The organism is Mycobacterium sp. smrl_JER01 (assembly GCF_048513595.2).
Classification (GTDB): domain Bacteria; phylum Actinomycetota; class Actinomycetes; order Mycobacteriales; family Mycobacteriaceae; genus Mycobacterium.
Genome location: NZ_JBLXXK020000001.1, coordinates 3,991,277 through 4,018,205 on the forward strand (window position 1 = coordinate 3,991,277; position 26,929 = coordinate 4,018,205).

Here is a 26,929-nt window from a genome sequence, read left to right on the forward strand (position 1 = left end):
GCTACCGGCCTGCGATTCGTCCGGGATGCGAACCCGTTGCAATGTCGGCGGATAAGTCGTCCCAACGCGGGTAGACCCACGCGCAATCAGCACCGCCGATCGAAGGAGCGCGGATGAACCTCAGCGACGGCGGACTCGGCGTCAGCGCACTGTTCCCGGGTCTGCAGCTGCCCGATCTGCTGGAGATCGGCGATGCCCACCGGGTCGACGTCGCCGCCGGGCGGGCGGTCTTCGTCGAGGGTGACAGAGACGCCAGGTTGTATCTCATCATCGAAGGACGAGTTCAGGTCGGGTGCAGCGGCCGCGACGGCAGGGAGTGCACATTCACCGTTCTCGGCCCCGGCGAGGTGTTCGGTGAGGAATCGGTGTTCGACCCTGGACCTCGAAGTTCCGGCGCCCAGGCGATCACCACGCTGCGCGCCGTATTGGTGGGGCGCCAGGCGCTGATGTCGATGATGGTCGCCCGACCACAGCTCGCGCACGGGTTCCTGCGGATCCTCGCCCGTCGCATCCGGCGGACGTCGGGCAATATCACCGACGCCGTCTACGCCGACGTCAACGCCAGGGTGGCCAAACACCTTCTCGGACTCGCCCAGCGGTTCGGGGTGCAGGAGGACGGGGCGATGCGGGTGCCGATGGACCTCACCCAGCAGCAGTTCGCCCACTTGGTCGGAACCTCGCGGGAGTCGGTCAACAAGGCGTTGTGCGATTTCGCGGACCGCGGCTGGATCGCCGTGGGAGCCCACAGCATCGTCATCCGCGAATCAGAACCGCTGGCGGCCCGCATGCACGGCGCGCGCCGGCCGCTCCGCCTGCCCGTTGCATCGAAAGGTGACTGACACATGAACATCGACGTGACTTTTGTGGGGACGGCGACGACCGTCATCCGTTGCGGCGACATCACGATCCTCACCGATCCGAACTTTCTGCATCAGGGACAGCACGCCTACCTGGGCTACGGTCTGTGGTCCAAGCGTCGCCAACCGCCGGCGTTGGCCATCGACGAGCTGCCCGCGCTGGATGCGGTGGTGCTCTCGCACCTGCACGGCGACCACTGGGACAGGGTGGCCGAACGCGGGCTCGACCGCGGGTTGCCGATCATCACCACCCCTCACGCCGCGAAACGGCTGCGCCGCCGGGGATTCGGCAACGCCCTCGGACTGTCGACCTGGGACAGCTTCACCATCGTCAAAGGACCTCAGCGGTTGACGTTCACCGCCTTGCCGGGGCGCCATGCGCCCAACCCGCTCGATCGTCTGCTGCCGCCGGTGATGGGCACGATGCTCGCGTTCGAACCGACGCAGGGAACGGCCAGGCATCTGTACCTGTCGGGCGACACGCTGCTGATCGATGAATTGGACGACATCCCAGTGCGATTCCGGACCATCGACGCCGGTGTCCTGCACCTCGGCGGGACACGACTCCCCGCCGGCGACAGGTTGCCCTTCGGGGTGACGGTCACCATGGACGGTGCGCAGGGGGCCCGGCTGGCAGACCGGCTCGAGCTACCCCGGGTGATACCGGTGCACTTCGACGACTACGGCGTATTCGCCTCCCCACTCGCAGATTTCGTTTCGGCGATGGCCGAACGCGGCCTGGCTGACCGAGTCGTCGAAGTGGAGCGCGGTCAGACGGTATCCGTCTGACCGCGCTGTACTTCCGACCGGGCTGTCCTTCCGACCGGCTGCCCGGCTCACCGGGCGCCGATCGCGTTGCCTCAGACCTGATCTCCCCTGTCGGTTGTGGCGGTGGTGGGGACCCCGGCACGGGCACCGGTCCGACCAAGAACCACACCCAGACCGATCATCCCGACCGCGAGCCCGAAGTGCAGCCAATCGTCGGCGGTGTTGACAGGGATGAAGTTGGCGCTGCTGTCGTGGTCGATCACCATTCCGTAGACCCAGAGCAACGCATAGATCGCGCCGCCGGCGATGAGGTACATCCGGGCGGCGGAGAAGGTGCGTGCGAGGGCGATCCCCGCCACACCGAACAACAGGTGGACGATGTTGTGCAGCACCGACACAGCGAAGATGCCCAGCAGCATGGCCCCGGAGTGGTGGCCGGCGAAGGTGAGTTCGCCGTAGTTGGTGGTGATCCCCGGAATGAAGCCGGCGACGCCCACGACCAGGAAGACCGCTCCCACGATGAGCGCCGCCAGCTGTACCGGGGTACGCGATTTCGTCACTCGATTCTCGGTATTCGACATGGCGCGTGAACTACCCGGGCGGGCACGAAGAAAACACGGACTTGGGCCATATTCGACGGCCCGCCGGCCACGGAGCCGGCGCGGCCGCCCGCGAGCCGTCACCGGCGGTGCGACGTCGGCGACGCCCGCGGTGTATCGGCTCGCTGTCGGTACGCTGTGAGCCATGGATGGCGTATTACTCGTGCTCATCGTGCTGGTCGTGGCGGCCATCGGTCTTGCCGTGTACACGACGTCGAAGTCCTCGCAGAAGCGCAGCGCCGCGTCGCTGGCCGACGCCAAGGCCGATGCGCGCCGCGTCATCGAGCGCCTCGGCGGACAGGTGTTCGCACTGACCGGCACCGACGAAGCCGCCAAGCAGGCACTGGCCGACGCCTCGGAGCGCTACACCGCGGCCTCGTCACAGATCGATCAGGCCACCACCTCCCGCCAGGCCGAACTCGCCAAGGAAAGTGCGCTCGAAGGGCTCTACTACGTGCGCGCGGCCCGGACCGCGATGGGTATGGACCCGGGTCCCGAACTGGAGACACTGGCGGGTCAGCGCAGCGCGGGGACCGTGACCGAAGACCGGCGCGTGCAATTCGAAGGGCGTGAGATCGAGGCATCGCCCAGCCCGTCGCAGCGCACGCCGAACTACTACCCCGGCGGTCGTGTCGCGGGCCGCCCGGTGCCCGCGGGCTGGTACTCCGAACCGTGGTGGAAGCCGGCGCTGGTCGCCGGCGCGTGGGGCCTGGGTTCGGCGCTGTTGTTCAGCAGCCTCTTCTCCGGAATGGCCGGTGTCGGATACGACGCACAGGCCTTCGAGGGTGGCTACGGCGACGGATTCCAGGACGGCTTCGACCAGGGTCAGCTCGACGGCGGCGGCTGGGGTGGCGACGGCGGAGACGCCGGAGGCGGCGACTGGGGCGGTGGCGGCTGGGATTCCGGTGGTGACTTCGGCGGGGACTTCGGCGGCTTCTAGAACCGGCTCTCCAACCGCGCCGACACTCCGGCCTCCTGCAAGTCGAGCCGCTCCAGCATGGCGCGCACCGCCTCCTCGTCGATGCGCCCGGCGTCGCGTTCACCGATGAGCGCCGCGCGCTGAGAGGCCAGCACGTCCCGGTAGAGCTGACCGAACACCGTCGCGCGCAACGTCAGCGCCTCCGGGTCGGGCATCTCGTCGGCATCCTGGGAGTGCCGGGCCACGATGCCGCGGATCTCGGCCAGTACGCGCGGATCCAGCCCCGCCGGTGGGTTGGCCCTGAAGGCTGCCAGCACCTCGTCGGCGGCTTCGTGTACCACCCGCTCGGCCTTCACGGTTTCGGCCGAGGTGTAGGCCTGGTCGGCGTCCGCGGACAGGTTGAGCCGGCGGATCAACAGCGGCAGCGTCCACCCCTGCAGCAACAAGGTGCCCACGCTCACCACGAACGCGATCGCCTGGATCGTGGCGCGTTCGGGGAACGGTTCGCCGGCCGTGGTGGTGACCGGAATGGCGGCGGCCGCCGCCAGGGTCACCACCCCGCGCATACCGGTCCAGGACACGATGACGTTCTCCTGCCAACTCAGGGCGCGGTTGTCGATGCGCGATCTCCACGAGCGCACCGGCTGCTCTCGACGCCGCACACCCAGCGCCCCACGGCCGCCCCCGTCGGGGATCGGCACGCTCAATCGCTTCTCGACCTGGCGTGCCAGCACTCCCCTGCTGAACATCGCGAACACCGACAACGGGCGGATCACCAGCACGATGAGCAGCACCACCACGGAGGCCACCGCCACCTGGGCCAGCGACTCGTGCGCCTGCTGCAGATCCTCCAGCACGAAGCGCAGGTGCAATCCGATGTAGGCGAACACGAATGCTTCGAGCAGCACGTCCACCGAATTCCAGACGAACCGCTCCTGCAGCCGGGTCTGGTAGCCGGCGTCCACCGTGCCGCTGCCCACGACGAATCCGGCCACCACCACCGCCAGGACGCCAGAGGCGTGGATCTCCTCGGCAAGGATGAACGCGGCGAACGGCACCATCAAGCCCTGCACCGTCTCCAGCGCGGGGTTGGCCAGCCGCCGGCGGATCCACAGCGTGACCCAGCCCAGGGCGGCACCGACCAGCGGTCCGACCACCGCACTGTAGGAGAACAACAGCAGCGGGTTCTCGATGAAGGTGTGGCTTCCGGCCACCTGCGCCACGGCCATCGAGAACAGCGCCAGCGCGGCCGCGTCGTTGATCAAGCTCTCCCCGGTGAGGATCGACATGACGCGCTTGGGCAGGCCGAGCTTACGGCCGACCGCAACAGCGGTGACAGCATCCGGCGGGGCGACGATGGCGCCGAGCACCAGCGCGGTCGCGAACGTCAACGGAACCACGACCAACAACGACGACACCGCGGCGACCGTGAAGGCGGTGACGACCACAAGGCCGACACCGAGACCGAGGATCGGTTTGATGTTGCGCAGAAAGGTCGGGAACGAGAAGTTCAGCGCGGCCGAGTAGAGCAGTGGCGGCAGCACCACCGAGAGCAGGATGTGCGAGTCCAGCTCGGGCGCCTCGAATCCGGGGACGAACGACACCGCGATGCCGACGACGACGATGATCAGCGCCGGTTCCAGTCCGCGCCGATGCGCCATCGCCGTGACGACGATCGCACCCACGACTACCAGGATCAGTTCCACCCGCAGATTCTCGCGGCAAACGCGGCGGATGTCCCGTCGAACACGAGACCCCGAGCTATTTCTGGCAGCTCGGGCACCAGAACAGATTGCGGCCTTCGAGTTCGACGGTCCGGACGGGTGTCCGGCAGACCCGGCACCCGTCGCCCGCGCGCCGGTAGACGTAGGTGCGGGGACGGCCTTCCCGGTAGGACGGCGCACCTTGGTCGTGTTCAGGCCGCACGACCACGATCCGGCCGCGCCGGACCCCCACCTTCATCAACTCCACCAGGTCGGCCCACATCGCGGCGAACTCGTCGGCAGTGATCGTGGTCCCGGGCCGGAACGGGTCGATGCGATGCCGGAACAGCAGCTCGCTGCGGTACACATTGCCGACGCCGGCGAGCACACCCTGGTCCATCAGCAGAGCGCCGATAGTCCTGCGGGACTTGCTGATTCGTCCCCATGCCAGCCCCGGGTCGGCGTCGCGGCGCAATGGGTCAGGGCCGAGCCGGGCCACCACGTCGGCGATCTCGGGTTCCTCGATCACCTCACACACCGTGGGCCCACGCAGATCGGTGCCGTGGCCGGATCCCAGCATCCGCATCCGCACCTGCCCGACCACCGCCGGCAGTGTCCGGTCGTCGGGCAGCGGCCACTCGGTGAACGATCCATACAGGCCCAGGTGCACATGCACCACCCGACCGCCGGCGTAATGATGGAACAGGTGCTTACCCCACGCACTGGCCTTGGTGAACACCCGACCGCTCACCGTAGCGGCACCGTCGGCGAATCTGCCCTGCGGGCTGGACACCGCCACCGGCGCGCGACCGTAACGACGCTGGTGCTGCCGGGCCAACCGGTGCAGGGTGTGTCCTTCGGGCATGGCCTAAGCCTCGATCCACTGATGAATTGGCTGGTCAGTGAGTGTCGGAACGAGGAAAGTGCCCCTTGAGCTGGGATGATTGGTGTTCTCTAGGCATCAATCAGACCGGTTCAGAAAGGCACTTCCAGTGCAAGTGTCCCATAGGTTCGCCGTGTCCTCGGCAGTGTTCGACGATGCCCATCTCGTGTCGTGCGCTGGGCTTGTGCCGGTGATGACCTTGGCGGAGCAGTGCGGACTGACGGCGCTGCTGGAACGCAAGGTTCGGTTCACCTGCGAGCGGATCAAATCTGGTGCGGCCAATCCGTCACCCAAGCTGAGCACGCTGATCGCCGGGATGTGCGCCGGTGCAGACAGCATCGATGACCTCGACATCGTGCGCTGCGGCGGGATGAAAACGCTCTTCGACAGTGTGTATGCGCCATCCACGATCGGAACTTTGCTGCGGGAGTTCACCTTCGGTCACGCTCGCCAACTCGATGGTGTGCTGGGAGAACACCTGGGCGCACTCTGCGAGCGAGTGCCACTGCTGCCCGGTGCTCACGAACGGGCATACATCGACATCGACTCGCTGCTGCGCCCGGTCTATGGTCACGCCAAACAGGGCGCTTCCTACGGACACACCAAGATCGCCGGGAAACAGATCTTGCGCAAAGGTCTCTCACCGTTGGTGACCACCCTGAGCACCGACCACGGCGCTCCGGTGATCACCGGAGCCCGACTGCGGGCCGGAAAGACCAACTCTGGCAAGGGCGCAGCGAGCATGATCGCTGCGGCCGTGGCGACCGCCCGCGGGGCCGGAGTCAGTGGCCAGATCCTGGTCCGCGGCGACTCCGCCTACGGCACCAGCACCGTGGCCGCGGCCGCCCGCCGCGCCGGAGCCCGGTTCTCGCTGGTGCTGAACAAAACAACAACCGTGGCTGCGGCGATCGAGTCGATCCCCGAGAACGCCTGGACCCCCGTGTCCTACCCGGGTGCGGTCCGCGACCCCGACACCGGTGTCTGGATCTCCGATGCCGAAGTCGCCGAAATCGGCTACACCGCCTTCAGTTCCACCGAAACCCCGATCACCGCCCGCCTGATCGTGCGCCGCGTCAAAGACGCCCGCTACCCCGACGCGTTGTTCCCGGTGTGGCGGTATCACCCGTTCTTCACCGACTCCGACGAACCCATCGATGCCGCTGATATCACTCACCGCCGCCACGCGATCATCGAGACCGTGTTCTCAGATCTGATCGACGGACCCCTGGCCCACATGCCCTCAGGACACTTCGCCGCGAACTCAGCATGGATCCTGTGCGCGGCTATCGCCCACAACCTGCTGCGCGCCGCCGGCGTACTCGCCGGAGGAACCCACGCGGTGGCCCGCGGGGCCACCTTGCGCCGCACAATCGTCAACGTCGCGGCCCGGCTGGCCCGGCCCCAACGCCGACCGATCTTGCACCTACCAACACATTGGCCGTGGACAGACCAGTGGCTGGCACTGTGGCGCAACACCATCGGCTACAGCCCACCAGCAGCCACCCCCGCCTGACCACCGCCGAGAGGCCCGACCAGAAAACCACAGGAAAAGCTGGACAGACCAGCGACTACCTCGTGCTCACACCCCTGCAGACCGAAAAACAGCCACAACAGACACATCAACCACTTCAGTCCACGGATCGAGGCTAAGTCTGTCCCACCGCCCCGGCCGCCAGCGCGTTGGTCCAGCTGCCGTACCCGCTGATATCAAGACCCTGGACCGAGGCGTCGCAACCGAACGCGGTGCGCCAGCTGCCGTCGGCGAACTCGACGGCGCCCAGCTGCATCGGGGCCGGCAGGGCGGCCAGGAACGCACCGAGCGCAGCCGGTGAAAGCAGCCAGCGATGTCCGGTCAGCGCCGCCCCCTCGGTGCCCTCAGGAACCCGGGTGACACCCGGCTTCGGTGGTGTGGTGGGCAGGGCGACCATCTTGTACCGCGCCGCAGTGGTGATCTCCCCGGCGAATCGGGCACCACGGTCGGTCAGCTGATGAACCAGCGGGCCACCCCGAAGGTGCGCACCGAACACCACCAACTCGACGTGGTCGGCAATGGCCATCGGCCACACCGTCGGCATCGGTTCGCCTTCCAACAACGCCGCGACGTCGAGCGCCACCGCATCGTCGAACGCCCGCGCCAACACCGTCACCCCGAACTGTGCGTCACCCGCCGTTCCGGCGGGCACGCCGACGGCACACATGTCGAACGCCGCACAGAAGTTCGTGAAACCGCCCACCAGCCGGTCGACCGCCTCCGGCTCCGCCGCCACGTCGGCGATGGCGGGATGCCCGGCAACCGTCGGAACCACCAGAACGTCGGCTCCGGCCAGCACGGACATCGCGCCGTCCCGCAGTCGTCGGACCTTGTCGCGCTCCCGGATCAGCTGCTGGGCGGAAACACCCCGCACCGCAACGACACTCGCCAGCACGGCCGGGTCCAGCGCCGCGTCGGGATGGGATTCGACGAACTGATCCACAATCGCCAGACGTTCGTTGAGCAAGGCTACGTCGTCGACGAGTCGGCTCGCCGCCAGGAATCCGGCGACGTCGACCTCGACGATGCGCGCTCCGCGCCCCGCCAGCGCTTCGACCGCGGCGTCGAACGCCGACCGCCAGCGCCGGTCTGGATGCGGCTCACGAGGAACTGCCACGACCGGCGACAGCGGGGCGGCCAGCCGGACGTCCGCGGGCCAGTTCCGCGCCGGCGCACCGGCGGCGATCACCGCCGCAGCGCGGTCGGCCAAGGCCAGGGAGCCGGCGAAGATGCCGATGCCGAACCGACCACCCGGCAGCACACCGGCGCCGTCGATGACACCGGCGGTCGGTTTGATACTGACGATGCCCTGCAGAGCCGCCGAGATCCCGCCCGTGCCGACCGGGTCGGTGACGACCGCGAGATCGGCAGCTCCCTCAGCTACGGCCACAGCTGACCCGGAAGCCGGTCCACCACTGATGAATTCGGGTCTGCGACGGTCGTGCACCACACCGTAGGGCGACCGGGTCCCGACCAGACCGACGGCGAACTGGTCCAGGTTGGCTTTACCCAGCACCACCGCCCCGGCATCCCGCAGCGCCGCCACCACGGGTGCGTCGCGCTCGGGAACGCGGGCGAACTCCGGGCAACCCGCGGTGGTCGGCAACCCTCTCACATCCACGTTGTCCTGCACGACCAGCCGCACACCGGCCAGGGACCCACAGCTGGCACGGCTTGTGTCGAGTTCTCGCCTGACATCGGCTTCCGGACGCCGGCTGATCCACACCGTCATCGCGGAATACGACGCGCGTGAGCGTTCAGGCGCCGGGAACCGGAGGTGCGACGTGGGTCTGCTCGAACTCGCTCAGGATGTCGATGCGGCGCTGGTGCCGGGGCGCCTCGGACCACTGCGCGGCCAGAAAGGCGTCGACGATCGCCAGCGCCTCCTCGGTGGAATGCATGCGTCCACCGATTCCGACCAGCTGCGCGTTGTTGTGCTCGCGGGCCAGCGATGCGGTCTCGGTGCTCCACGCCAGGGCGCACCGCGCGCCGGGCACCTTGTTCGCCGCGATCTGCTCCCCATTGCCGGACCCGCCCAACACGATCCCGAGACTGCCCGGGTCGGCCACCGTCTTCTGCGCGGCGGCGATGCAGAACGCCGGGTAGTCGTCCTCGGCGTCGTAGCTGAACGCACCACAGTCCACCGGCTCGTGCCCGGTCGCCTTCAGATGCTCCAGGACGGCCTGTTTGAGTTCGTATCCGGCGTGGTCGGCCCCGACGTAGACGCGCATGCCGCAAACCATACCTCTCGCATTTCCCCAGTTCGACCGTCGGCTCAGCCGACCCCAGTTCGACCGTCGGCTCAGCCGACCCCAGCCCAACCGTCGGCTCAGCCGACCCCAGTTCGACCGTCGGCTCAGCCGACCGTGATGGCGTCCAACCGCTCCTTGATGAAATCCGCCGACGTCACCGGCGCCAGCCCGCACACCCGGCCCACCGGGGGTTCCAGCGGTGCGATCACCGCGTCATGGTTGGCCTCGTAGAAGTAGATCAGCGACACCAGGTCCTCCTCGGGGGCATGCGGTTGCGGCGGCAGCACCCGATGCCGACCTGACGGCCAGCGCCGACCACTCCAATACTCCAGCAGGTCACCGATGTTCACCGTCAAGGCATGTGGATCGTAGGGCGCGTCCTGCCAGCCCTGCTGTTCGGAAAATACCTGCAGCCCGCCCGCACCCGGCTCCCGGTCGAGAATCGTGACGGTGCCGAAGTCGGTGTGCGGCCCGATCCGGAATTGGCCGGATTCGGGTTCGCCGACCACACTCACCGGCGGATAATGGTTGATGTTCATCGTCCAGGTGGGCCTGCTGGCCAACTCCGCGAACGGATTGGCGGGCAGCTTCAGCGCGTGCGCGAACAGCGCGAGCAGTTCGTCGGCGACGCGGCGCATCTGCACGGTGTACTCGGCGACCAGCGGCTGCAACGTCGGCACCTGGTGCGGCCAGACGTTCGGCGCGAACCACAACCGATCGACGTCGGGATCCCCGGTGGCGGTCTCGGCTCCCAGCGAGAAGCTCTCCTTGAGATCCGGCGGGGTCTCGGTGCCCTCGGCGTAGCCGTTGGCCTCCGCGCCCGGCCCGATCCAGCCGTGTCCCCCGACCGGCACCGAGTAGCGCGCCTTCACCTGCGCCGGCAACGCAAAGAACTCGCGGGCGGCGGTGCGCACGTCGCGCGCCAGCGACGCATCGACGCCATGGCCGCGCACCATGATGAAACCCGCCCGTTGTAGGCCGGCGTCCACCTCCCGGGCAATCTCGTCGGCGATCGAACCACCGCGTCGCCATTGCGAAAGGTCAACCGTGGCAATCACACTCATTCTCCGATGTCCTCCGCCCACAGATCGGGGTGGGACGCGATGAACTCACGCATCAGCGTCACACACCGCTCGTCGTCGAGGACCGTCACCTCCACGCCGTGCTCGGCGAGCCAGTCGTGCCCGCCGCTGAAAGTCTGACTCTCCCCGATCACCACGGCTCCGATGTTGAACTGACGTACCAGACCACTGCAGTACCAGCACGGCGACAAGGTGGTCACCATGGTCGTCTCGCGGTATCCACGCTGCCGCCCCGCGTTGCGAAACGCATCGGTCTCGGCGTGGATCGACGGGTCGTCGAGCTGCACACGCCGGTTGTGGCCGCTGCCCAGCAGAGTGCCATCGGCAGAGAACAGCGCGGCGCCGATCGGAATCCCCCCTTCGGCCAATCCTTTTCGCGCCTCGCCGACGGCGACATCGAGCATCTCGGCGGTGGTCATACCTTCTCGGCGGCGATCTTGGAGCGACACAGCATCAAGTATGCGACCCCGGCCAGCAGGAATCCGACGAAGAAGGTGATGTCGCCGAGCTGGGGCACCGCGGAGGCCACCAAGCCGACCAACAGCTCCTGGTTGGCGAACAACCCCACCGACACCACAAGGCCGATCACGAATGCGGCCAAGCCACCCCAGTTCGCGTATGAACGGTCGTAGAGCAGGTGCGACACGTCGGCACCGCCGCGACGCAGGTACTGGTCGGCGAACACGACGCCCAGCCACGGACCCACCCAGTACGCAATGATCAGCAGGAAGGCCTCATAGCTGTGTGCGGCGTCGGGCAGGGCCCACCAGGCGACCAGGAATCCGGCCACCCCGAAGAACACGGTGACCAGTGCACGCGCCACATGGACAGGCAGCTTCACGCCGATCGTCACGAACGCCATTGCGCCGGAGTACACGTTGATCGCGTTGGCCGCGATCGCGCCCACCGCGATGGCGAGCAGGGTCGCCTTCGCCAGCGGTGAGGCCAGGGTCGCGGTGAACGAACCGGTCGGATCGGCCAATGACGCTCCGCCGGTCGTCACCGACGCCGCTCCGACCACCTCCAACACCACGCAGGCGGTGAACAGGCCGGCCGCGGCGAAGAAGCCGGTGCGGGCCGGGGAGACCGATGCGGGCAGGTAACGGGTGAAGTCCGCCGCATAGGGCGTCCAGCCGGCGGCATACCCGAACGATGTCCCCACGGTGAGCAGGAACCCGCCCATACCGCCCACCCCGGCTGCTGCCGGTTCGGAGTTCCCGATGTCGGCGTGCGCGAAGATCGCCACCGCCGCCGCGAGAAAGATGACGGCCAGCACCGGGAACGAGTACCGCTCGAAGGCCTGGACGAGGTTGTGCCCGAAGAACGCCAGCGCGGTCTGGGCGACGACGATGATGACCAGACCTACCAGCGGGGCGAAGCCGAACAGCGTCGACAGTGCGAACGCGCCGCTGACACTGTTGGTGGCGAACCACCCCACGCCGGCGGTGACGCACATGAACCCGGCGGGTATGGCGTTGCCCTTGAACCCGAATGCCAAGCGCGCCAACACCATCTGCGGCACGCCGTGACGCGGGCCCCGGGCGGACAGGAAGTAGTGCGCGATGGCGCCGAGGCCGGTGCCGAGCACGATTCCGGCCACCGCCTGCCAGAACGTCATGCCGAAGGCGAGCACCGCCAGCATGCCGACGAAGATCGTCGCGAACTCCAGATTCGGTGACGTCCACGTCCAGAACAACTGGTGCGGCCTGCCGTGCCGGTCGATGTCGGCGATGTACTCGTTACCCCCGGGCTCCACGGCCACGACGCGGTCGCGGTAGGTGCCCTCACTCGTCGGCTCGGCCACAATCACCGCATTACCGTCACCCCGTGAACGCCGGTCCGCAACCGGCGCAACCAACTGGAAACAATCCGGCCGGAAACAATCGCGTCCCGGTTGTGGTTGAACGCGACGATGAAAGCCGTGATCCTGAGCACCAGCCCACGCGACGACGGGAACTCTCACACGCTGGCTCGCGCCGCGGGCGACGGGGCCTGCGCGGCAGGCCACCAGGTGGAACATCTGTTCCTCGACGAGTTCGTCGACAAGATGCTCGGCAACTGTCGGCGGTGCCGGCTCAGCGACGGCAGCTGCGGCTTGCAGGACCGCTACGAAGAGTTGTTACTGGACCATCTGCTGGTCGCCGACGCCATCGTCTACGCAATGCCGCTCTATTTCTACGGGATGCCGGCACGGTTGAAGACCGTGTTCGACCGGCTGTTCTGCTACACGGCCAACAGTGCGCCGCAGCAGGATGTCGTGGTCAGCGGAATCATGGACAAGAAGGTCGGCGTGCTGATCTCGTGTGAAGAGAACTACGTCGGCGCCACCCAGGGCGTCGTCGCGCAGTTCCAGGAGATCACCCGGTACCTGCGCCAGGACCTCGTCGGCGTCGTCACCGGCAACGCGAACAGCCGCGGCGAGATCGTGCGCGACCCGTCCGATCCGGTGTCGCGCGCCTACGACCTCGGCTCGCGGCTGTTCGACATCCGGGTCACCGACTACCGGCTGGACACCGAACGGTCCAGCCGGGTGTGGGGTGAACCCGCCTGAGTCAGTCGAATTGCGGCGATTCGGTCCGGGTGCGCTTGAGTTCCCAGAAGTGCGGATACGACGCGAAGGTCACCGAGGCGTCGAACAGCTTCCCGGCTTCTTCGCCGCGCGGGATGCGCGAGAGCACCGGCCCGAAGAAGGCCACCCCGTTGACGTGGATGGTCGGGGTTCCGACATCTTCGCCCACCGGATCCATGCCGGCGTGATGGCTTGAACGCAGCGCCTCGTCATAGGACGTCGAGGTGGCTGCCTCGGCCAGCTCCGCGGGCAGACCGACCTCGTCGAGTGACTCGCTGATCACCCGCGTGAAGTCCGGATCGGTCTCCCGGTAGCTCTGGTTGTGGATCCGGGTGCCCATCGCGGTGTAGAGCGGCCCGAGGATCTCCGGCCCCTTGGCCTGCTCGGCGGCGATCGCGACCCGGACCGGACCCCAGGCCTTCTTCATCATCTCGATGTACTCCTCGGGCAGGTCCCGGCCTTCATTGAGCACGGCCAGGCTCATCACGTGGAAGTTCACCTCCACGTCGCGCACCTTCTCGACCTCGAGCACCCACCGGGAGGTGATCCAGGCCCACGGGCACAGCGGATCGAACCAGAAATCGACGCGGGACTTATCAGACATGGGTGGTCCTCTCTTGGAGCTCGCACTGTGACAGACGTCCGTTCGGCACAACCCGCGACGGCCGTCCGGTCTTCCCGAGATGAGGCTAGTGTTGACCAGCGTGGCACTTCCTAACCTGACCCGTGAGCAGGCTGTCGAGCGCGCAGCGCTGGTGACCGTCGACAGCTACCGCATCGATCTGGACCTCACCGACGGTGCGGGCAAGCCCGGCGAGCGGACTTTCCGGTCCGTGACGACGGTCGAGTTCGACGCCCTCGCCGGGGCCGACACCTACATCGACCTCGCCGCCGCCACTGTCCGCAGCGCCACGCTCAACGGCTCCGACATCGACGTTTCGGGGTACGACGAAGCCACCGGGATCCCGTTGCAGGGGTTGGCCGCGCACAACATCCTGGTTGTCGACGCGGACTGCCTCTACTCCAACACCGGTGAGGGACTGCACCGCTTCGTCGACCCGGTCGACGACGAGGTGTACCTGTACTCGCAATTCGAGACCGCGGACGCCAAACGGATGTTCGCCTGTTTCGATCAGCCTGATCTCAAGGCGGCGTTCGACGTCACCGTCGTGGCGCCGGCCCACTGGGAGGTGGTGTCCAACGGCGCCACCGCCGAGGTCGAAGAACTCGGCTCCGGCGCCAAGCGCCACACCTTCGCCGCCACCCCGCGGATGAGCACCTACCTTGTCGCTCTGATCGCCGGGCCGTACGCCCGGTGGGACGACGAGTACTCCGACGACCACGGCGCCATTCCGCTGGGCATCTTCTGCCGCTCCTCGCTGGCCGAGTACATGGACTCCGAACGCCTCTTCACCGAGACCAAGCAGGGTTTTGCTTTCTACCACAACAACTTCGGAACCCCGTACGCGTTCGGCAAGTACGACCAGCTGTTCGTCCCGGAATTCAACGCCGGCGCGATGGAGAACGCCGGCGCGGTGACGTTCCTCGAAGACTACGTGTTCCGCTCCAAAGTGACGCGCTACTCCTACGAGCGCCGCGCCGAGACGGTGTTGCACGAGATGGCGCACATGTGGTTCGGCGATCTGGTCACCATGCAGTGGTGGGATGACCTGTGGCTCAACGAGTCCTTCGCCACGTTCGCCTCGGTGCTGTGCCAGGCCGAGGCCACCGAGTACACCCAGGCCTGGACGACGTTCGCCAACGTCGAGAAGTCGTGGGCCTACCGCCAGGACCAGTTGCCGTCGACCCACCCGGTAGCCGCCGACATCCCCGATCTGCACGCTGTCGAGGTCAACTTCGACGGCATCACCTACGCCAAGGGCGCCAGCGTCCTCAAGCAGTTGGTGGCCTACGTCGGGCTGGAGTCCTTCCTCTCGGGTCTACGCGACTACTTCCGCGACCACGCCTTCGGCAACGCCACCTTCGGTGACCTGCTCGGCGCGCTGGAGAAGTCGTCGGGCCGTGACCTGTCCGGCTGGGGCAGGCAGTGGCTCAAGACCACCGGGCTGAACACGCTCCGACCCGAATTCGGCGTCGACGACAAGGGCACCTTCACCCGGTTCGCCGTCGAGCAGGGCGGCGCCAAACCCGGCGCCGGCGAGACCCGGGTGCACCGGTTGGCGGTGGGCATCTACGACGACGATGGATCCGGCAGGTTGGTGCGGGTGCACCGCGAGGAACTCGACGTCGACGGCTCGGTCACCGAAGTTCCTGCGCTCCAAGGTGTCTCGCGGGGCAAGTTGATCCTCGTCAACGACGACGACCTGACCTATTGTTCGCTGCGGCTGGACCCTGAGTCGCTGCAGACGGTGTTGACCCGCATCGCCGACATCGCCGAACCGCTCCCCCGCACGCTGGCGTGGTCGGCAGCCTGGGAGATGACCCGCGACGCCGAGTTGCGCGCCCGCGACTTCGTCGCCCTGGTCATCAGCGGTCTGCACGCCGAGTCCGAAGTCGGTGTCGCGCAGAGGTTGCTGTTGCAGGCGCAGACGGCACTGGGGTCCTACGCCGATCCACAGTGGGCGGCCGAGAACGGTTGGCCAGCATTCGGTGACGCGCTACTCGACCTGGCCCGTGAGTCGGCCCCCGGCTCGGATCATCAGCTGGCGTTCGTGAATGCGCTGTGTTCGTCGGTGCTGTCACCCAACCATGTTGCGGTGCTCTCGACGCTGCTGGACAACGAACCCGCCGCGGTCAACCTGGACGGCCTGGTGCTCGACACCGACCTGCGGTGGCGCATCGTGACCGCGCTGGCCCGCGCCGGCGTCCTCGATGCCGACGGCACGGCCACGCCGTTCATCGATTCCGAGGCGAAGAATGACCCCACCGCGGCAGGCCGTCGGCAGGCAGCCGCCGCCGCGGCGGCCCGTCCGCAGGCAGCGGTCAAGGACGCGGCGTGGGAGCAGGTCGTCGAGGACGACACGCTGGCCAACATCACCGCCCGGGCGATCATCGGCGGCTTCGTGCAGCCCGGTCAGGGTGAGGTGCTGGCCCCGTTCCGGGAGCGCTACTTCGGCGCCATCTCCGGTGTGTGGGAACGCCGCTCCAGCGAGGTCGCCCAGACCGTCGTGGTCGGTCTGTACCCGTCGTGGGACATCAGCCAGGACGCCCTGGCCGCCGCGGACCGGTTCCTGGCTGACCCGGAGGTGCCGCCCGCGCTGCGCCGGTTGGTGCTGGAGGGCCGCGCCGGGGTCGAGCGCTCGTTGAAGGCACGCCAGTTCGACACCGCCTGACCCCCGTTCTCCTGGCGCGAGCGTGCGGGTCTGCGGGCGACACGCCGCGGGCATAGCGGAGTTCGTGCACGCTCGCACCCCATGCTTTCGGGGTGGCGGTCAACAACAGTCGCAGGGCGCGTGCAGCGCGTCGTCGCAAGCGCCGGGTCGCGGCCGTCCTCAACGACCTGACCGAGCAGCAGTGGGCCGCGCTGCAGCTGGCGTGGGCGGGGTGCGCCTACTGCGGCAAGACCACAGGCCCGATGCAGCGCGACTGCGTCATGGCGATCTCGCGAGGCGGCCGCTACACCATCGACAATGTGGTGCCCGCCTGCGCGGCATGCAACGCCAGCAAGTGCAATGACGAGGTCACCGGCTGGTTGCGCCGCAAGCGGCTCGACGAACGGCTCTTCCTCGAACGCTATGTTCGGATCAGGGCTGAGCTTCTCGCTGAAACCGGAGCTGAAGCCACGTGACAGTGATCCCGAGCGACCGCGGCCGAGCGTGAAGGTGTCTGCACACCCGCCGCCGAGCGTGTAGACACCTTCACGCTCGGCCGCCGCGCCCGGCGCGCGGCCTGCTCTCACTGCTGAGCCGAGGGCATGTCCGGGCACAGCTCGTCGAGAGCCCCGACGGCATCGTTGATCGGAGTGAAGACCTCGTCCATCTGCTCGGGCGTCTGAGCAGGCTCGGCGCCACCGGGGACGTCTCGATGAGACGTCGCGAGCCGATCGGCCGCCGCGGCCCAATCGGTCAGGCGCTGCTTGATGTCGGGCGTCGTCACAGAATCAGCCGCGGCCTGCACCATCGTCGCCATCTGCAGATACTGCTCGTCGACGACCTCGTCGCTCGGCCCGGTGGCTCCCTGAACCGGGGCCAAGTCCGCCACTGCGGCCTGCCACCGGATGACGGTGTCCGCCGCGACATCGCAGTCGGCGCTCGATGCGGAGCCGTCGCCGTCGATCGCCCACCAGGCGAGCCCGCCGGCGGCGATGACGATCACCGCGAGGGTCAGGGCGGCCCACCGCCACCGCCGGTGCCGTCCGCTCATCGCGTCACCGACGCACCCGGGCGCATCGGATCCAGCTCAAACACCCCGCCCGCGGGGGTGGGTAGATACATCGTCAGCCGTGGGTTCTCCACCTGGATTCGGTAGACGTCCTTGATGTCGATCGGGTTCCAGTCGTTGAAACCCCAGGGTACCGAGATCTTGCCGGTGGCCTGCCGCACGTGTTCGGCCTCGAACTGATAGTCGATCCACTGCGCCTGATGCCACATGCCATCCCGCTGCACCCACTGCACGTGCCCGTCGACATTGCTGAAAGATTCGCCGACCACCCGGATCCGGTACGCCTCCTGCAACACCACCGGAGGTTTCTCGCCCCAGCCGTTCGGCGGCGGCGGCACGACGTCCTGCAGCCCGGTCGTTCCCCCCACCACCGGCGGGACCACGGGCTTCTCCCAGGGCTGCGGTGTCGGGAATGGTCCGACCGGCGGGCCGCCGCCGGGACCGGGCGGGTATCCCTTGCCGTACTCCCACCGGCCACCACCGGGTGCCGAGTCCGACGGCGGGGGCGGATCGAACGGGTAGCGCCAGCCCTGCTGGTCCTCACCACGGACGAAGGACGGCCCGTCCTGGTCGTCCTCACCCTGCCCGGCTGTCGGGCCGTTCTCCGGGACGGTGCCCACACCGAGGGCCTGGTACTCCGAGGCGATCGTGCCGATGCGACCGGCGATGACGTTCAGATCGGCATTGGAGCGCTGCAGGATATCGGCGACCTCGCCGCTGCCCTGGCTGATCACCGGGTAGAGCATGCTCTCCCCCAGCGACGTCGGGGGAACACCGGCGGCGGCGGAGTGGACACGTTCGCGAACCGCGTCCAGATCGCGACGACCTGCCTGGACAACCTCGGCCGAGCGGTCGATCTCGGCACGCAGGCGCTGATCCAGCCGCGCGGTCTCGCCCAGCACCGCGGCCTGGCGCTCATTCGCCGAGCCATAGGCCTCAGCAGCGGTACCGGCCCAACCGGCGCCGGGCGCGGCAGCGCGCACATCCCCCTGAAGCCGGGTCACTGCAGTGCTCGCGTCGTAGGCCGACCCGTCCTGGGGTACCCCGTCGCCGAACGTCCCGCGTGCCTTGGACCAGATCGCCATGAAAGCATCGAGCGCAGCCACCGGTCAGAGTCCCTCCACGCTTCAAGGGTAGGGCGTAGCGGTGACCTTCCCGCGCACTTTCTCCCCGGGATCGGCAGGGCCGACTCGACCGCGGAGGTCCCGCGGGGCCGACCGGTCCACGCGGACTGCGCGGGACCGGCGGGTCAGCGCGGTGAGACGCCGGCCGACAACACCCGGATGCCGCTGATCAGGCCGTCGATGAGGTTGCCTTCTTTGAACGATGCGGCGGCGGCGGAGACCCCGAGCGGGGCAGCTTCCTCGATTCCGCGGCCCTTGACCTGCGAACCGTAGACGACCTCGATGGCCCGCTGGTCGGGCGACACCGCCAGCAGCACGGCGTTGTCGGGGGTGGGCACCTTGCCGAGGATCTCCCGCGCAGTGGCTGCGGGGTCCGCGCCGAGATCACCGATGTAGACGGCGAAGCGCGCCTTGGCCGCCCGCGATCCGAACTTCAGCGCGTTGTCGAGGATCACCAGGTCTTTGGTCGGGAACGGATACTGCACCGAGAGCACGCCGGGCTCGGTGACCGCCGAGATCCGCCCACTGGCCGTGATCGCCGATCCGTACGGCAGTTCGGCCAGGTCGAGCGCGCCCGCCTTGGTCAGCTCACCACTTGCCACTTGCGCCACCTCCGATCGTCAGGTGCGAGCCGTGGCCGCCGTGGCCGTGGTCCGCAGGTTCCTCGGCCGCCCACAGTATCGGCTCGTGTGTCCATTTCTCGGACATGTCGAACGTCGCGGGGTGCGGGCCCTTCTTGGTGAAGATGAACAGCGACAGGAGCCCGGCCAGCGCCAACGGGATGACGACGAAGCTTGCGTGCACTAAAGCTGTTGAGGTCACGACGAAACCGTATCCCACGGCCGGGTCAGGCCGCTCCCTCACCCAGATATCTCACCCAGGCCGGGTCGAGTTCCTTGACGCTGGACAGCAACCGCCAATGCTGACCCTTGGGCGGCAACGGCGTGGTGTGCAACGCCCACCCCAGCTCGGACAGCAGTCGGTCGGCCTTGCGGTGATTACACGCCGAGCACGCCGCGACGCAGTTCTCCCACGAGTGGGCGCCACCACGACTGCGCGGAATCACGTGGTCGACAGTGTCGGCCTTCGCGCCGCAGTAGGCACAGCGGAACCGGTCCCGGTGCATCAGCGCCGCGCGGGTCATCGGTATCCGTGCCCGGTAGGGGACCCGCACGAAGGTGCGCAGCCGGATCACCGTCGGGACGACGATCGACCGCGTCGCCGAGTGGATCACCGGACCCACGGGGTCGTCGTGGACGACGTCGGCTTTTCCGCACATCAGCATGATCACCGCGCGACGCATCGGCAGGGCGGTCAGCGGCTCGTAGGTCGAGTTCAGCAACAGCACCCGTCGGCGACCCCAGACCGACGCGTCGTGTGCCATCGGGGAGACGGTGTCCACTGCCGAGCCGATTCCCGAGGCAACGCTGTGCAATGCGCGCGAGGCAGTGGCAGATGTCGACCCGGTTGAGCCCGCCGCGGTCCGGTGATGCCGGTGGCCGCGTCCGTTCTTACGCTGCGCCATACGTCCTCCGTCCGACAGTCCACCACGGATCCGGGCCGATCGCACGGCAATTCCGCACGTGTTCGCTGGTCAGTCCGATGAACATCTCGTGACCGGACTCTCGTCCGCGGCCGCCGAGGCCACGAGAGCGCGGGATCGCCGAACCGTCGCCGCCGGTTCGGTTGCGGCCGGCCCCGCTGCGGAAGAAACCGTGACGCCGCCGGACCGGGCCCCACAACCGCTGCCCCACAGCCCGTGCCCACGAGGAATGCCTCACAATGGAGGCGATGGACGCGCAGCACAGCCAACAGTCGTTCTACGACGCGGTCGGCGGGCATGACACCTTCCGCAGCATCGTGTCCAGGTTCTATCAACTCGTCCGCGAGGACGAGATCCTTCGGCCGCTCTACCCCGAGGACGATCTCGACGGAGCCGAAGAACGTCTGCGCATGTTCCTCGAGCAGTACTGGGGCGGTCCGCGTACGTACTCGGATCTACGCGGCCATCCACGGCTTCGGATGCGCCACGCCCCGTTCCGGATCGGATACCTGGAGCGCGACGCCTGGCTGCGGTGCATGCACACCGCGGTCGCCGAGATCGACTCGGCGACGCTCGACGACACGCACCGCCGCGAACTGATCGCCTACCTGGAGATGGCGGCCCAGTCGATGGTCAACTCCGCGTTCTGATCGCGGCCGGACTCGTGACCGGGCGGGCACAGCGCGCGAGGCGCCTCAGCGCAGTACCACGGCGGGGTCACCGCGGCGGCGGTACACGCTGCCGAACCGGGCGTCGATGCGCAGCCAGGCTGCCGTGGCACGTACCCGCACCACCTCGTCGGCGCTGACCGACTCCGGGGCGAACCGGTCGCCGGTCGGTGACTGCGGCAGAAAACCCATCGCCGTCAGTGCGAACACACACCGCATCGGGATGCCGACGCGGTCCGCGGGTGTCGAGACGGCCACCACCTCCTGATCCAGCAGGGACGCCGGTGGGCCGTGCGCGCCGGAGTGCTCCTTGGCCAGGTCCGTCCCCCGCTGTGCCAGATCCAGTACGACCCGAACCGGGACGTCGTCGAGGTGGACGAATCCGGTGTCCGGCGGCAGCGCGCCACGCCACGCCGAGTCCATGCCGAACCCGGGGGCGACGAACCCGTCGGCGGTGACCGCGCGCAGGCCGGTCAGCAGCGCGTCCGCGCCGGCGCACAGATCGTCGGGGGCCACCCGGCCGGCCACCACCCGGCTGGCCAGCACGTCGAACCCGGTCGCCACCCAGGCGACCACCATGCTGCGGTCCCGTTGCCGTAAGCGCACCACCGCGGCCTCGTCGAGTCGCATCGCCCGCTCGATGAAGGTGCCCAGGTTCTCCCGCTGGGCAGCCTGCGAAGGCGTGTCGAGCCACAACCCACGCTCAGCGCCGATCACCGTGCCCAACGTTTCAGGTACTCCCGCTGCGCTCCCGAAAGCCGTTGCAGCCGTTGTTCTTCGATGTGCACCGCGGCGAGCTGCGTGTCGGCGACCACGGCCGGCCTGGAGTCGGGTGGCGCCCCGACCGAGCGCACCTCATAGCCGATGGTGAAGTCAACCGCGCGGACCCGCTCGGCGAACATGGTCACCTGCAGTGGAGAATCGATCAGCCGCAACTGGGCCTTGTAAGAGATGTTGACCTCGGCGATGAGCAGGCCGATAGTGGTGATCTCGTCGCCGAAAGGTTCGCGCAGGAACGGGATCCGGGCTTCCTCGAGAAGGGTGACCATGGTGGCGTGGTTGATGTGCTGATACATGTCGATGTCCGACCACCGCACATGCACCGCAGCGGTGAAGCCCTGCCCATCGGTCACCCGCTCGACCCCGTCCCGCTCGTCCTGGTCATGCTCCGGATCTGCCGGGCAGCAACCGACAACGTCGCCAGATCGTGTTCACCGCTTTCGTAGAGTTCGGTGAGCGTGCGGCGCGCCCGGCTGACTCGCGAACTGTTGGTCATCTCCCACTCGGCGATCTTCTCCAGACCGTCCTCGTCGGGCTCACCCACGGCCAGCACGTCGAAACACAGCGCCCGCAGCGAGCCGTAGATGTCATCGCGGATGGCCAACCGAGCCAACGAATGCCAGCGGTCGACCCGGGACAGCCGGGACACCGCGGTGAGCAGTCCGTCGGTGCCCAGGTGATCCATCAGCGCGAAGTAGGTGTCGGCGACCTCGGCCGGGTCCCGGTCGACGATGTCGGCGATGTCGATCACGTCGAGCAGGCTGAACTGGTACAACCCGGACGCGACCATGTACGCGACGTCGGCGGGCACCCCCTGGGCACTGAACTCACCCGCCTCCTTGGCGACGATCGCCTTGTCGTCACCGCGCAACCACTCGGGCATGCGTGGGGTCAGCATCGCGACCTTATCGGCGAAGCGGTTGATCTCGGCGCCCACCGCCAGCGGCTGCGGCCGGTAGTTCAGCAGCCAGCGGGCCGCCCGGTCGATGAGGCGGCGCAGATCCAGCGTCATCCGATCGGTGGTCGCCACCGACACGCCGTTTGCACCGGCCTGCCGGATCTGCTGACGCACCCGCCCGAGACCGAAGATGGCGTCGGCGGCGGCGAAGCTGCGAATCGCGTCGACCGGGGCGACGCCGACGTCTTCGGTGACCCGGTAGGCGTACGAGATGCCCGAGGTGTCGACCACGTCGTTCACCAACATGGTGGTGACGATCTCGCGGCGCAACTGATGGGCCCGGATGTCGGGACCGAACCGCTCGCTCAGCGTGGCCGGGAAGTAGCCTGGCAGCCGACTGGCGAACACCTCCTGGTCAGGTAGGTCCCCGTCGAGCAGATCAGCCTTCAGCGCCAGCTTCACGTGGGCCATCAGCGTCGCCAGTTCCGGTGAGGTCAGGCCGATTCCGGCATCGGTGCGGCGATTGATCTCCTTCTCCGACGGCAGAGCTTCGAGCTCCCGGTTCAGACCACGCTGGGTGACGAGGTCTTTGATCATGCGGGCATGCACCGACAGCAGGCTGGCCGCATTCGCCCTGCTGGTTCCCATCAGGTCGTTCTGGCTCTCGTTGTCGGCCAACACCAGGCGACCGACCTCGTCGGTCATCGACAGCAGCAGATCGGTGCGGTCCTCGGCGGCCACCTTGCCCGCCGTGACCAGCGAGTCGATCAGGATCTTGATGTTGACCTCGTGGTCGGAGCAGTCCACACCGGCGGAGTTGTCCAGCGCGTCGGTGTTGATCCGTCCGCCGCACAGGTCGAACTCGGTGCGGCCCAGTGACGTCACGCCGAGGTTGCCGCCCTCACCGATCACCTTGGCGCGCACCTGGTTCCCGTTGACCCGAACCGCGTCGTTGGCACGGTCACCGACATCGGCGTCGGCTTCGGACTCGGCTTTGATGTAGGTGCCGATACCGCCGTTCCACAGCAGATCCGCCGGCGCCTTGAGGATCGCCTTCATCAGCGCCGGCGGCGTGAGCTCGACAGCGTCGTCGTCGAGGCCCAGCGCCGCCCGCGCCTCCGGGCTGACGGCGATGGATTTCTGCTGGCGGCTGTAGACCCCGCCGCCGGCACTGATCAGCGACTTGTCGTAGTCATCCCAGCTGGAACGGGGCAGATCGAACAGTCGCTTACGCTCCCGCCACGAGGACGCGGCGTCGGGGTTCGGATCGATGAAGATGTGCCGATGATCGAAGGCGGCGAGCAGGCGGATGTGCTGGGACAGCAGCATCCCGTTGCCGAACACGTCACCGCTCATGTCGCCGACGCCGACCACGGTGAAGTCCTCGGACTGGGTGTCGACACCCATTTCCCGGAAGTGTCGCTTCACCGACTCCCAGGCACCCTTGGCGGTGATGCCCATGGCCTTGTGGTCGTAGCCGACCGACCCGCCCGAGGCGAACGCGTCACCCAGCCAGAAGCCGTAGGACTTCGCGACGTCGTTGGCGATGTCGGAGAACGTCGCGGTGCCCTTGTCGGCGGCCACCACCAGATAGGCGTCGTCGCCGTCGCGCCGGACGACGCCGGCCGGCGTGACGACCGCGCCGCTGACCTTGTCGACGTTGTCGGTGATGTCGAGCAGACCGGCGATGAACAGCCGGTAACAGGCGACGCCCTCCGCACGGGTGGCGTCGCGGTCTACGGCGGCGTCACCGGTGGGTGTGGGCGGGTTCTTCACCACGAAGCCGCCCTTGGCGCCGACCGGGACGATCACGGCGTTCTTGACCGCCTGCGCCTTGACCAATCCCAGGATCTCGGTGCGGAAATCCTCACGGCGGTCCGACCAGCGCAGGCCGCCACGGGCGACGAAACCGAACCTCAGGTGCACGCCCTCCACCCGTGGCGAGTAGACGAAGATCTCGAACTTCGGCCGGGGCAACGGGAGTTCGTCGATCAACTCCGGATTCAGCTTGAACGACAACACGTTGCGGGCCCGAGCGGACTCGGGTCGGGTGATGAAGAAATTGGTGCGCAGGGTGGCCTGGATCATCGACGCGAACGCCCGCAACACGCGGTCGGTGTCGAGGCTGACCAGCGCATCGATGTCAGCGGCGACAGCGGCCGCGGCGGCCTGCGCGTCGCGGTTGGCCCCGCCTGCACTCTGCTCGACCGGACGGAACAACGCCTCGAACAGCTCGACGAGCGAGCGGGCGGTGGCGGCGTTGTCGGTGAGGACCGACTCGATGTGGGACTGGCTGTAGGAGAAACCGGCCTGTTTGAGGTATCTGGCGTAGGCGCGTAGCACGGCCACCTGGCGCCAGGTCAGACCGGCACGCAGCACCAGCTCGTTGAACCGGTCGATCTCGGCGTTACCGTGCCAGATCGCGGTGACGGCGTCGGCGAAGCGCTCGGCGTTCGCCTCGCGCTCCGGCCCCGGCGGGGGGTCCGGGATGCCACGGTGCGGGGACACCTTGAACTGGTAGATCCACACCGGCAGCCCGTCGGGCCGAGTCACGGTGAACGGTCGCTCTTCGAGAACCGTGACGCCCATCGACTGCAACATCGGGAGCAGCTGACTCAGCGAGGCCGACCGTCCGCCGAGATACCAGATGAGATGGGACACTCCCGATTCGGCGTTGGCGGTGTCATCGACGTCGGTGAGCACCAACGTGACCGAATCGTCCCGCAGCTCTTCGATGACCGCGATGTCGTTGAGTGCATGTGCCGGATCGATGGCCTGCTTGTAGACCTCGGAGAACGCCGACGCGTAATGCTCGGCGGTGCCGTGGTCGATCGGGCCACCGGAGCCGACCGCACCGAGCAGCCGGTCCCCCCAGGTGCGTGCCGCCTCGGTCAGCAGATCCTGGATGCGCGACTCGTTGGCCTCCGAGACGTCCACATCCTGCTGGCGGGAGCCCTCTGCCAGACGGACCGTGAAATGAACGACAGCCCAGGGCGATTCGCTGACCCTGGCGGCGTAGTCGATACTGACGCCGCCGAGCTCGCGGACCAGGATGTCCTGCATGGCCAGCCGCACCACCGTGGTGTAGCGGTCACGCGGCAGATACACCAGGCACGACACGAAGTGCGCGAGCGGGTCGGCCCGCATGAACAGCAGGGTGCGGCGGCGCGACCCCAGGTCGACCACCGCCATCGCCATGTCGAGCAGGCCCCGCGCGCTCAAAGCGAACAGCTCCGAGCGGGGAATGGTCTGGATGATGTCGAGCAGCAGCTGCCCGGGATGGCTGGGATCCTTGTGCGCCATCGCGAGGGCATCGTTGACGCGCCGCGAGACCAGCGGGATCTCCAGGACGTTGGCGTTCATCGCCGCGACGGTGAACAGCCCGACGAAGCGGTGTTCGATCGCCGTGGTGTCGTCGGCTCCGGGCTCGGCGGGCTGCTCGCGCACGACCACGATCTGCGGATACGCCCCGTAGCGCAGGAAACTGGGAATGGTGGCCTGCGCCAGGGTCAGCAGCTCGTCCTTGTTGGTCAACTGCGGCAGCACGTCGGTGCGCAGGCGCAGAACCCCGAGGCGGCTGGAGGTGTCGACGGTCGCGTGCCCGTCCCGCACGGGGCAACGCTGATAGCCCAGCAGCACGAAGTGACCGTCGGCCAGCCACCGCAGCAGGGCTGCGACGTCTTTGCGGTCGGGGCTCGGGAATCGTCGCCCGGAGTCAGCGTCGAGTTCGGCGGCGAGGATCCGCAACGCCGCGGCCATGTCGGTGGAGTCCAGCGCCACCTGCCGGGCGTCTGCCAGCACCCGCGGCAACAACCCCTCGACCTCGGCGAGTGCCCGCCGATCGACGGTCTCGGCCAGCTGAACATGGACCCACGTCTCGTCGATCCCATCGCCGAACGTGGCCTCCGAGGCGGACACGATGTCGAGTAGCTCGCCACCTGCCCCACGACGCACCCGGAAGACCGGATTCATGATCGCGGTGTAGGCGACCCCGATCCGGTGCAGCAGCACCGTCACCGAGTCCATCAGCATCGTCGCGTTGTCGGTGACCACCTGCAGGGCCGGTCCGAACCCACCCTCGACATCGGCGGGGTAGACCGCGACGCGGGTGGCTCCCGGCGACCGTTGGCTGCCGAGGCGGTACTGCGCCTCCACCAACGCCGGACCGTTCACGGTGTCGGCGCTGCCGCGCCGCAGCGGACCCGTGACGGCGCCCTCGGCCCCGGGCGCACCGGCGTGCGGACCCCGGTAGGTCGCCAGGTAGGCGGGCAGTAGTCGATCGATGACTTCCGCGGAGGCCGCCGGGCCGACCGAGCTGTTTATCGCACCTGGGTTCAACGACATTCGCCGCTCCTGACTCACGCGCGCACCGGCCGCCGTTGGCCGTAACCGGGCGCCCTGCTTCGGTTGCT

General features: G+C 67.9%; 25 protein-coding genes. 8 read left to right on the forward strand and 17 right to left on the reverse strand.

Going from position 1 to position 26,929, the window contains the following annotated elements:
• Nucleotides 1–113: 113 nt before the first annotated feature.
• Both ACNUDN_RS18705 and ACNUDN_RS18710 read left to right on the forward strand, forming a co-directional pair.
• Nucleotides 114–839 carry a Crp/Fnr family transcriptional regulator gene (locus ACNUDN_RS18705; RefSeq protein WP_419123282.1) on the forward strand — a complete coding sequence of 242 codons (726 nt, stop codon included), beginning with the start codon at nt 114–116 and terminating at the stop codon, nt 837–839.
• A 3-nt stretch (nt 840–842) separates the two neighbouring features.
• On the forward strand, nt 843–1,646 hold the full coding sequence (locus tag ACNUDN_RS18710) for an MBL fold metallo-hydrolase (protein WP_419123283.1): 804 nt from the start codon (nt 843–845) through the stop codon (nt 1,644–1,646).
• A 71-nt stretch (nt 1,647–1,717) separates the two neighbouring features.
• Here ACNUDN_RS18710 and ACNUDN_RS18715 read toward each other — a convergent pair whose 3' ends face one another.
• On the reverse strand, nt 1,718–2,206 hold the full coding sequence (locus tag ACNUDN_RS18715) for a DUF4383 domain-containing protein (RefSeq protein WP_419123284.1): 489 nt from the start codon (nt 2,204–2,206) through the stop codon (nt 1,718–1,720).
• Nucleotides 2,207–2,369: 163 nt separating this feature from the next.
• Between ACNUDN_RS18715 and ACNUDN_RS18720 the strand changes: the two genes are divergently transcribed.
• Nucleotides 2,370–3,164 carry a DUF1542 domain-containing protein gene (locus tag ACNUDN_RS18720; RefSeq protein ID WP_419123285.1) on the forward strand — a complete coding sequence of 265 codons (795 nt, stop codon included), beginning with the start codon at nt 2,370–2,372 and terminating at the stop codon, nt 3,162–3,164.
• On the opposite strand, the gene ACNUDN_RS18725 is transcribed toward ACNUDN_RS18720, so the two are convergent.
• Together ACNUDN_RS18725 and ACNUDN_RS18730 are read right to left on the reverse strand one after the other, a co-directional pair.
• Nucleotides 3,161–4,849: a cation:proton antiporter gene (locus ACNUDN_RS18725; RefSeq protein WP_419123286.1), complete on the reverse strand. Its 1,689-nt coding sequence runs from the start codon at nt 4,847–4,849 to the stop codon at nt 3,161–3,163. The two genes, ACNUDN_RS18720 and ACNUDN_RS18725, sit on opposite strands and share 4 nt — an antisense overlap.
• A gap of 55 nt (nt 4,850–4,904) precedes the next feature.
• Nucleotides 4,905–5,711 carry an Fpg/Nei family DNA glycosylase gene (locus ACNUDN_RS18730; RefSeq protein WP_419123287.1) on the reverse strand — a complete coding sequence of 269 codons (807 nt, stop codon included), beginning with the start codon at nt 5,709–5,711 and terminating at the stop codon, nt 4,905–4,907.
• A 127-nt stretch (nt 5,712–5,838) separates the two neighbouring features.
• Between ACNUDN_RS18730 and ACNUDN_RS18735 the strand changes: the two genes are divergently transcribed.
• A complete protein-coding gene (locus ACNUDN_RS18735) occupies nt 5,839–7,242 on the forward strand; it encodes an IS1380 family transposase (RefSeq protein ID WP_419120488.1) in 1,404 nt (467 codons plus the stop codon).
• Between the two features lie 133 nt (nt 7,243–7,375).
• On the opposite strand, the gene ACNUDN_RS18740 is transcribed toward ACNUDN_RS18735, so the two are convergent.
• From ACNUDN_RS18740 to ACNUDN_RS18760, 5 genes are all read right to left on the reverse strand, one after another.
• On the reverse strand, nt 7,376–8,992 hold the full coding sequence (locus ACNUDN_RS18740; RefSeq protein WP_419123288.1) for an allophanate hydrolase: 1,617 nt from the start codon (nt 8,990–8,992) through the stop codon (nt 7,376–7,378).
• Between the two features lie 25 nt (nt 8,993–9,017).
• Nucleotides 9,018–9,491, reverse strand: coding sequence for a ribose-5-phosphate isomerase (locus ACNUDN_RS18745; RefSeq protein WP_419123289.1), 474 nt, complete (start codon nt 9,489–9,491; stop codon nt 9,018–9,020).
• Between the two features lie 125 nt (nt 9,492–9,616).
• Complete coding sequence (locus ACNUDN_RS18750; RefSeq protein ID WP_419123290.1) at nt 9,617–10,576, reverse strand: isopenicillin N synthase family dioxygenase; 960 nt, start codon at nt 10,574–10,576, stop codon at nt 9,617–9,619.
• Nucleotides 10,573–11,013, reverse strand: a complete 441-nt coding sequence (locus ACNUDN_RS18755; protein WP_419123291.1) for a nucleoside deaminase — start codon at nt 11,011–11,013, stop codon at nt 10,573–10,575. Before ACNUDN_RS18755 ends, ACNUDN_RS18750 begins: the two co-directional genes overlap by 4 nt.
• A complete protein-coding gene (locus ACNUDN_RS18760; RefSeq protein ID WP_419123292.1) occupies nt 11,010–12,404 on the reverse strand; it encodes a purine-cytosine permease family protein in 1,395 nt (464 codons plus the stop codon). Before ACNUDN_RS18760 ends, ACNUDN_RS18755 begins: the two co-directional genes overlap by 4 nt.
• 111 nt (nt 12,405–12,515) lie before the next feature.
• Between ACNUDN_RS18760 and ACNUDN_RS18765 the strand changes: the two genes are divergently transcribed.
• Nucleotides 12,516–13,145: a flavodoxin family protein gene (locus ACNUDN_RS18765; protein ID WP_419123293.1), complete on the forward strand. Its 630-nt coding sequence runs from the start codon at nt 12,516–12,518 to the stop codon at nt 13,143–13,145.
• Between the two features lies 1 nt (nt 13,146).
• On the opposite strand, the gene ACNUDN_RS18770 is transcribed toward ACNUDN_RS18765, so the two are convergent.
• Nucleotides 13,147–13,767, reverse strand: coding sequence for a mycothiol-dependent nitroreductase Rv2466c family protein (locus tag ACNUDN_RS18770; RefSeq protein WP_419123294.1), 621 nt, complete (start codon nt 13,765–13,767; stop codon nt 13,147–13,149).
• Nucleotides 13,768–13,867: 100 nt separating this feature from the next.
• Here ACNUDN_RS18770 and pepN point away from each other — a divergent pair, with 100 nt between their 5' ends.
• Both pepN and ACNUDN_RS18780 read left to right on the forward strand, forming a co-directional pair.
• Entirely contained in the window at nt 13,868–16,456 is a 2,589-nt protein-coding gene (pepN, locus tag ACNUDN_RS18775; RefSeq protein WP_419123295.1) for an aminopeptidase N, read from the forward strand.
• Nucleotides 16,457–16,548: 92 nt separating this feature from the next.
• On the forward strand, nt 16,549–16,911 hold the full coding sequence (locus tag ACNUDN_RS18780) for an HNH endonuclease (RefSeq protein ID WP_419123296.1): 363 nt from the start codon (nt 16,549–16,551) through the stop codon (nt 16,909–16,911).
• A 107-nt stretch (nt 16,912–17,018) separates the two neighbouring features.
• Here ACNUDN_RS18780 and ACNUDN_RS18785 read toward each other — a convergent pair whose 3' ends face one another.
• The 5 genes from ACNUDN_RS18785 to ACNUDN_RS18805 all read right to left on the reverse strand — a co-directional run bounded on the left by ACNUDN_RS18785 (nt 17,019) and on the right by ACNUDN_RS18805 (nt 20,153).
• Nucleotides 17,019–17,486 carry a hypothetical protein gene (locus ACNUDN_RS18785; RefSeq protein WP_419123297.1) on the reverse strand — a complete coding sequence of 156 codons (468 nt, stop codon included), beginning with the start codon at nt 17,484–17,486 and terminating at the stop codon, nt 17,019–17,021.
• Nucleotides 17,483–18,610, reverse strand: a complete 1,128-nt coding sequence (locus ACNUDN_RS18790; RefSeq protein ID WP_419123298.1) for an EspA/EspE family type VII secretion system effector — start codon at nt 18,608–18,610, stop codon at nt 17,483–17,485. Before ACNUDN_RS18790 ends, ACNUDN_RS18785 begins: the two co-directional genes overlap by 4 nt.
• Before the next feature lie 143 nt (nt 18,611–18,753).
• Nucleotides 18,754–19,230, reverse strand: a complete 477-nt coding sequence (locus tag ACNUDN_RS18795) for a DUF5130 domain-containing protein (RefSeq protein ID WP_419123299.1) — start codon at nt 19,228–19,230, stop codon at nt 18,754–18,756.
• On the reverse strand, nt 19,217–19,450 hold the full coding sequence (gene ctaJ / locus ACNUDN_RS18800) for an aa3-type cytochrome oxidase subunit CtaJ (RefSeq protein ID WP_419123300.1): 234 nt from the start codon (nt 19,448–19,450) through the stop codon (nt 19,217–19,219). Before ctaJ ends, ACNUDN_RS18795 begins: the two co-directional genes overlap by 14 nt.
• Before the next feature lie 25 nt (nt 19,451–19,475).
• Nucleotides 19,476–20,153 carry an HNH endonuclease gene (locus tag ACNUDN_RS18805; RefSeq protein WP_419123301.1) on the reverse strand — a complete coding sequence of 226 codons (678 nt, stop codon included), beginning with the start codon at nt 20,151–20,153 and terminating at the stop codon, nt 19,476–19,478.
• Between the two features lie 266 nt (nt 20,154–20,419).
• Between ACNUDN_RS18805 and ACNUDN_RS18810 the strand changes: the two genes are divergently transcribed.
• Nucleotides 20,420–20,821 (forward strand): globin, encoded by a 402-nt coding sequence (locus ACNUDN_RS18810; RefSeq protein WP_419123302.1) that lies wholly within the window; start codon nt 20,420–20,422, stop codon nt 20,819–20,821.
• A 45-nt stretch (nt 20,822–20,866) separates the two neighbouring features.
• Here the strand turns inward: ACNUDN_RS18810 and ACNUDN_RS18815 are convergent, their stop codons facing one another.
• From ACNUDN_RS18815 to ACNUDN_RS18825, 3 genes are read right to left on the reverse strand one after another with little or no spacing between them, the layout of a single operon-like run.
• Nucleotides 20,867–21,556 (reverse strand): DUF8185 domain-containing protein, encoded by a 690-nt coding sequence (locus tag ACNUDN_RS18815; RefSeq protein WP_419123303.1) that lies wholly within the window; start codon nt 21,554–21,556, stop codon nt 20,867–20,869.
• On the reverse strand, nt 21,553–21,972 hold the full coding sequence (locus ACNUDN_RS18820; RefSeq protein ID WP_419123304.1) for an acyl-CoA thioesterase: 420 nt from the start codon (nt 21,970–21,972) through the stop codon (nt 21,553–21,555). Before ACNUDN_RS18820 ends, ACNUDN_RS18815 begins: the two co-directional genes overlap by 4 nt.
• Entirely contained in the window at nt 21,969–26,861 is a 4,893-nt protein-coding gene (locus ACNUDN_RS18825; protein WP_419123305.1) for an NAD-glutamate dehydrogenase, read from the reverse strand. Before ACNUDN_RS18825 ends, ACNUDN_RS18820 begins: the two co-directional genes overlap by 4 nt.
• Between the last annotated feature and the right edge of the window lie 68 nt (nt 26,862–26,929).